General features: G+C 68.5%; 6 protein-coding genes and 1 pseudogene. 4 read left to right on the top strand and 3 right to left on the bottom strand.

The features are described 5' to 3' along the window. Together METUNV1_RS20150 and rlmM are read right to left on the bottom strand one after the other, a co-directional pair. Positions 1-168 (bottom strand): annotated as a pseudogene (locus tag METUNV1_RS20150) (IS110 family RNA-guided transposase); the annotation flags it as partial. A gap of 265 nt (positions 169-433) precedes the next feature. Continuing rightward, on the bottom strand, positions 434-1,531 hold the full coding sequence (rlmM, locus tag METUNV1_RS07550; protein WP_008060458.1) for a 23S rRNA (cytidine(2498)-2'-O)-methyltransferase RlmM: 1,098 nt from the start codon (positions 1,529-1,531) through the stop codon (positions 434-436). Positions 1,532-1,629: 98 nt separating this feature from the next. Here rlmM and METUNV1_RS07545 point away from each other — a divergent pair, with 98 nt between their 5' ends. The 4 genes from METUNV1_RS07545 (at position 1,630) to ugpQ (ending at position 5,092) form a co-directional block, all read left to right on the top strand. Next, positions 1,630-2,679, top strand: coding sequence for an aldo/keto reductase (locus METUNV1_RS07545; protein ID WP_008060456.1), 1,050 nt, complete (start codon positions 1,630-1,632; stop codon positions 2,677-2,679). A 91-nt stretch (positions 2,680-2,770) separates the two neighbouring features. Beyond that, complete coding sequence (locus METUNV1_RS07540) at positions 2,771-4,105, top strand: extracellular solute-binding protein (protein ID WP_008060455.1); 1,335 nt, start codon at positions 2,771-2,773, stop codon at positions 4,103-4,105. Further along, positions 4,102-4,338, top strand: coding sequence for a hypothetical protein (locus METUNV1_RS07535; RefSeq protein WP_008060453.1), 237 nt, complete (start codon positions 4,102-4,104; stop codon positions 4,336-4,338). The genes METUNV1_RS07540 and METUNV1_RS07535 overlap by 4 nt, the downstream gene beginning before the upstream one ends. Positions 4,339-4,348: 10 nt before the next feature. Continuing rightward, positions 4,349-5,092, top strand: coding sequence for a glycerophosphodiester phosphodiesterase (ugpQ, locus tag METUNV1_RS07530; RefSeq protein WP_008060451.1), 744 nt, complete (start codon positions 4,349-4,351; stop codon positions 5,090-5,092). Positions 5,093-5,107: 15 nt separating this feature from the next. Here the strand turns inward: ugpQ and METUNV1_RS07525 are convergent, their stop codons facing one another. Further along, the gene (locus tag METUNV1_RS07525; RefSeq protein WP_043359355.1) at positions 5,108-5,950 is read right to left on the bottom strand and encodes a substrate-binding periplasmic protein; all 843 of its coding nucleotides are present in this window, start codon (positions 5,948-5,950) and stop codon (positions 5,108-5,110) included. Positions 5,951-6,000: the final 50 nt, after the last annotated feature.

Genomic DNA, 6,000 nt, shown 5'->3' with positions numbered 1-6,000 from the left:
GAAGCGCACAGCGCCCGGGGGCAAGGTGCGCAGCCAGCCGCGGATGGCCGCGGCGGTGTTGTCAATGCGCAGTACCGGCGAGCGGCCGTGCTCGGCGATGTCCAGCCAGCGCTTGGAGACGTCGATGCCAAAGCAAGTGGATTCGGTCTGACTTGTCACGATGAGCACCTCCGGACTAAGGTTGAAGGGCTTGTCGGGATCACCGGGGCACAGGCTTGCAGGATATGGTCGGTACCGTGACGGACGCGGTCCGAAGGATTCCTCATCGGTGCTTGGGGTGAAGGCGGGACATCTCTCCCACTGTCTGTACGTGCTTGCCGTCAGATGCGGCGCTCGTCCCTCCGCCCGACAAGCGTCCACTACTACGCTTGCCGAAGGTGAACATACAAGCGGCGCCCTCTCCGCGATAACGGCGGAGGCAGGCGCGAGGCGTTCAGCGTTTCCGCTTGCGTCCGCCGCCGCCGGCCTTGCCCGGGTCGCCGAGGTAGCAGGTGACTTCTTCCCGGTCGTGATAGAGCTGGCGGCAGCGCAGCACGTACTTGCGGTCGCCCATGGCTTCGGCGATCAGGTCGGTGCACAGCTGCAGTTCGTCGTAGCGGCGCTTCATCGGCAGCTTCAGGTTGAACACCGCGTGCCGGCACAGGCCCTGGGTGAGCCAGCGCGCGGCCAGCGCGGCGACGCGGCGCGGCTGTTCGACCATGTCGCACACCAGCCAGTCCACCGGTTTGCGCGGCACGAAGCGGAAACCGTCCTCGCGCTTGTGCACCACCAGGCCGGATTCCAGCAGTTCCGGGTTCATGCGGCCGTTGTCCACCGCGGTCACGCTGATGTGGCGCGACACCAGCTGCCAGGTCCAGCCGCCCGGGGCAGCCCCCAGGTCGACCGCGCTCATGCCCGGTTTGAGCAGGCGCTCCTGTTCGTCTTCCGACAGCAGGGTGTGGAAGGCTTCGGCCAGCTTCAGTGTCGATCGCGAGGGCGCCTCGCGCGGCATGCGCAGCCGCGGGATGCCGTTCAGCCACTCGCTGCGGCGGCCCGGCCAGCTCAGCGCTACGGTGGCACGGTCGGTGGCGGTGAACAGGATGTGCAGGCGCGGCGCGTCCGGTGCATCGCTGAAGGCACCGGCCTCTTCCAGCGCCTGGCTCAGGTGCGGTTCCAGCTTCTTGATCATCGACGACAGCGACTTGGCGTCGTCGGTATCCGGCGTTTCGACCAGGAAATCGGCGTAGCCGTCGCACAGTTCGCGCGCCGCCTCGACCAGCGGGGTCACCCGGTCACCGGGCGCCATGCCCTCGACCGTGCGGCCGGAAAACAGCAGCTGACGGGCGAAACACAGGTCCTGCCAGCGCAGGATGCGGGTGAGCGCCCACAGCGTGCCGCCTTCGGCCTGCGCCTCGACCCAGCCGCTGTTCGGCTCGGCGCTGACTTCGACCAGGTGGCCGGCTTCGCCGCAGCGGTCGGCGATTTCCTGTGCGCATTCGCGCTCGAAGCCGGGGCGGCAGTAGAGCAGCAGGCCGTGAAGATGTGTTTTCAAGATATTTCCGATCTGCGGGAATCGACGTGGTGAGACACGGTCTGTGGTACATGTCTGGCCCTTGCCAGACACACCTCCGGACTTCCTCAAGCCACATCATGGACAGCAAGGATATCGCGCGGCGCCGGCTCGGGCGCTCGTCGCTGGACGTGCCCGCCATCGGGCTGGGCACCATGACCTTCGGTCAGCAGGTCGATGAACGCAGCGCCCATGCGCTGATGGACGAAGCTTTCGAAGCCGGCATCGATCTGCTCGACGCGGCCGAAATGTACCCGGTCCCGGCGCGCGCCGAAACCTCCGGCGCCACCGAGCGCATCGTCGGCAGCTGGCTGGCGAAGAAGCCGCGCGACAAGGTGATCGTCGCCACCAAGGTGGCCGGGCCGGCGCGCGGCATGCCCTGGATACGCGGTGGCCCGCTGGCGCTGGACGAAGCCAACATCCGCGAGGCGGTCGAAGGTTCGCTGCGCAGGCTGGGCACCGACCATATCGACCTGTACCAGATCCACTGGCCGGCCCGCAACGTGCCGATGTTCGGCCAGTACGAATACGACCCGGCGGCCGAACGCGACGCCGCCTCGCTGCGCAGCCAGCTGGAAGCGATGGACAGGCTGATCGCCGAGGGCAAGGTGCGCCACGTCGGCGTGTCGAACGAAACGCCCTGGGGGCTGATGACCTGCCTGCGCCTGGCCGACGAAGGACTGCCGCGGGTGGTGAGCATCCAGAACGCCTATCACCTGATGAACCGCACCTTCGACTTCGGGCTGTCCGAGGTGTGCGTGCGCGAACAGGTGTCGCTGCTGGCCTATTCGCCGCTGGGTTTCGGCCATCTGAGCGGCAAGTATGCGGACGACGCTGACGCGGCGGGCCGCATCACCGAATTTCCGCAGTTCGGCCAGCGCTATTTCAAGGAGAACGTGGCACCGGCCTCGCGCGCCTATGCGGCGCTTGCCCGGGAGCATGGCCTTACGCCTGCGCAGCTGGCGCTGGCGTTCTGCTACCGCCGCAGCACCGTCGCCAGCACGCTGATCGGGGTGACGAACGCCACCCAGTTGCGGGAAAATATCAGCGCGTGGTCGGTCAGCCTGTCCGACGAACTGTGCCGGGCGATCGACGCGATCCACCTGCGCTACACCCACCCCGCGCCATGAGTCAGCGCCGGTTGCGCTCAGCGCACGCCGCGCTCGTGAACGATTTCAGAGCACCCTGCCGCCCCGAGGCGGCACAGAAGGAGACCACCGCATGACCCTCAAGCCGTTTGCCGCACTGATCGCGGCCAGCGTCCTTGCTTTCCCGATCGCTCTGCACGCGCAGGACGCGAAGAAGAGCCCCGCGAAGAAACCGGCCGCCGCCAGCAAGAAAGCGGCCGCACCGGCGAAGGAAGCCGAACCGCTGGAACTGGCCCACACGCTGGACGACAGCACCGCGCAGGCGCTGCAGAAACTGGTCGATGCCTTCAACGCGAGCGGCAAGGCCTCGCAGAAGATCGTGCTGAGCGCCCGCAAGTGGGACGACGGTGCTACCCCCGCGATGCAGGTGCTGGATGCCGACGCCCGCGCCCAGTTCCTGGAGGGCAAGGTGCGCTACACGCCGTTGGCCGACGTGATGACCAGGGGCAAGGAGAAATTCGCCGCGGTGCGCATCCCGTCGCCGATGCCGTCCTGGCTGGCCGACGGCAAGGGCCGGCTGAACGCGCTGGCCCTCGGCCTGGCCACGCCGGTCATGTTCTACAACAAGGACGCCTTCACACGCGTCGGTCTGGATCCGCAGCAGCCGCCCAACCACTGGCTCACGCTGCAGTCCGCGCTGGGTGACCTGCGCGACGCCGGCTATTCATGCCCCTACACCAGCGCGCGTCCGGCGCTGGTGCATGTGGACAACGTGAGTGCCTGGCACAACGAGCCCTTCGCCCGCAAGGTCGCGGCGAAGAAGGGCCAGAAGGCGGGTGAGGAACTGGCGTTCAACGGTCTGGTGCAGGTGAAGCACCTGGCCATGATGTCGTCCTGGTACAAGAGCCGCTACCTGCACATCTTCGGCCGCGGCGACGAGGCGGTGCCGATGTTCTCCAGCGGCAAGTGCCAGGTGCTGACCGCGATGTCGTCTTCGTGGCCGGCGATCAAGCACGACGCCAAGTTCGAGGTGGGCGTGGCGCCGCTGCCCTTCCACGAAGACGTGTACAACAAGACCGGCCACACGCTGGCCGACGGGGCGTCGCTGTGGGTGTCGGCCGGTCGCAGCGCGGCCGACCTGCAGACCATCGCCCGCTTCGTCACCTTCGCGCTTGAGCCTGAACGTCAGGCGCAATGGGCGCTGGACACCGGTTTCGTGCCGCTGAACCGCGCCGGCGTAGTCGCGCTGAGCCCGGTGGACGCGCCGAATGCCGATGGCGTGGTGCGCGTGGCGCTGCGCCAGCTGGCCGGTCGCGGCGGTGCGGCAGCGGCAGACGGCGGCCCCAGCGTCGCGTCGGCCAACCCGAAGGTGCGCGCCGCGCTGGACGAGGAACTGGAAGCGCTGTGGGCCGACCGCAAGCCGGCCAAGGCGGCGCTGGACAGTGCGGTGCTGCGGGCGGCGCAATGAGCGACAGCGAACAGCTGGTGCTGCTGATACGCAGCGCGCGTGAGGACGCGTCGGTGCGCGAGCCGCTGCTCAAGCTGCTTGCGCTCGACGACGCCGCGCGGGTGCGGGCGATCGAGAACTGGGTGAAGGAGGGCGTGGCCAGCGGCCAGTCCATCGAACTGCTGTCGGCCATCGCCTGGCTGGTCGACGATCAGGTTGCGCACGAGGCGCGCGACCTGCTGCAGAACCTGTGAGCCCGCGCCGGTGAACGACTGGGGGCGACCGCTGTGGATCGCCCACCGGGGCGGCGGCCGCGCCGCGCCGGAGAACACACTGGCGGCGATACACGCCGGGGCGGCGGCCGGTTTCCGCATGGTCGAATTCGACGTGATGCTGAGCCGCGACGGCGTGCCGGTGCTCATTCACGACGACACGCTGGAGCGCACCACCGATGGTCGCGGCGCGGTGGCGGCGCACGACTTCGCCGCGCTGCGCCGGCTCGACGCCGGCAGTTGGCACGGCCCGGCCTTTGCAGGTGAAGCCATTCCCACGCTGGGGGAAGCGATCGACCTGCTGATCGGGCTGGATCTCGACGCCAATATCGAAATAAAGCCGGCGCCCGGTCATGCCCGTGCCACCGGGGACACGGTGGCGCGCATGGTGGCCGCGCGCTGGCCGGCCGGGCGCACGCTGCCGCTGTTTTCATCCTTCGATTTCGATGCGCTGGACGCGGCGCGCGCGCGGGCGCCGGAGGTGCCGCGCGGCCTGCTGTTCGAAGCGGTGCCGGATGACTGGCGCACTCAGATGCGCGCGCTGGGCGCGGTGTCCCTGCATTGCGACCACAGCCGCCTCGACGCGGAGCGGCTGGCCGACATCGTCGGCGCCGGCATTCCGCTGCTCTGCTACACGGTGAATCAGGCCGACCGGGCGGCCGCGCTGATCGCGGCTGGCGTGCGCGGCCTGTTCACCGACTGCCTCGACCTGCCGGGGCAGGTCGCCGGCTGCTGACCCGCTGCCGCCCGATTACAGCGGCGGCATGCGGGTGACCGCGTGCTTCTTGAAAATGCGGTCCAGCGTGCCGTCGCTTTCCATGTCGGCCAGCGCTTTTTTCAGCGCCTGTTCCAGGTCGGCGGCATCAGCCACCACGGCCATGCCGAGCGCCCAGCCGGCCTGCGGCAGGCCTGGCAGCGGCGGCGGATTGCTCAGCGTGAAGCGGTTGCCGGTGGCGGCCTTCATCGGTTCGATCTGGCTGCGCATGCCGAGAAAGGCCGCGATCTCGCCGGATTCGAGCGCCTTGCGCGCATCGGTCATGGACTGGAAGTGATGCAGCTGGCTGCGCAGCCGGCCGCCGTCGGACGACAGCAGCGCCATCGACAGGATGGATTCGCCTTCGGCGCCCAGCGGCTGCTGGTCGATGTCGGCCACCTTGTCCAGCTTGGGCAGCTTTTCGGTGTCACGCAGGGCGGCCAGGGTTTCGCGGTGGTAGGCGCCGAAGATGCGCACCTGCGGGTTGCGCTGGCTCATGACCGGGTCCACCGGCACATGCACCATCACGTCGGAGACTGCCGGGCCGAGCACCGTGCCTTTCCAGACGATGTTGCGCAGATCGTCGTCCATGTTCTCGCCGGCGTCGTAGCTGGCCAGCACCGCCTTCAGGCCCATCTTTTCAGCGAGTGCGCGCGCGATGTCGACATCGATGCCGGCGCCTTCGTCGGAGTACGGCGGGAAGTCCTTGTACAGGCCGACCCGCAGCTGGCCGCTGGATTTCACTTCGGCGAGATCGCGGGCATCGGCGGCTGCAGTGGCGAGCAGGCCGGCGGTGAGCAGGGCGGCGCCCAGCAGGGTCTTCAGGCGGCTTGATGTCATGCGGAAGGTCACGTTCGGAGGCTCCGTGTTGAGAGTGTGCGCAGCTTAGG

It is taken from the genome of Methyloversatilis universalis FAM5, assembly GCF_000214035.2.
Lineage (GTDB): Bacteria > Pseudomonadota > Gammaproteobacteria > Burkholderiales > Rhodocyclaceae > Methyloversatilis > Methyloversatilis universalis.
The sequence above is the reverse complement of the archived record's forward strand: the minus strand, read 5'-3'. Positions and strand labels throughout refer to the sequence as shown.

Coding starts and splice junctions, on each gene's coding strand:
- METUNV1_RS07545 (WP_008060456.1), top strand. CDS start 1,630: ATGGACAGCAAGGATATCGCGCGGCGCCGGCTCGGGCGCTCGTCGCTG.
- METUNV1_RS07540 (WP_008060455.1), top strand. CDS start 2,771: ATGACCCTCAAGCCGTTTGCCGCACTGATCGCGGCCAGCGTCCTTGCT.
- METUNV1_RS07535 (WP_008060453.1), top strand. CDS start 4,102: ATGAGCGACAGCGAACAGCTGGTGCTGCTGATACGCAGCGCGCGTGAG.
- METUNV1_RS07525 (WP_043359355.1), bottom strand. CDS start 5,950: ATGACATCAAGCCGCCTGAAGACCCTGCTGGGCGCCGCCCTGCTCACC.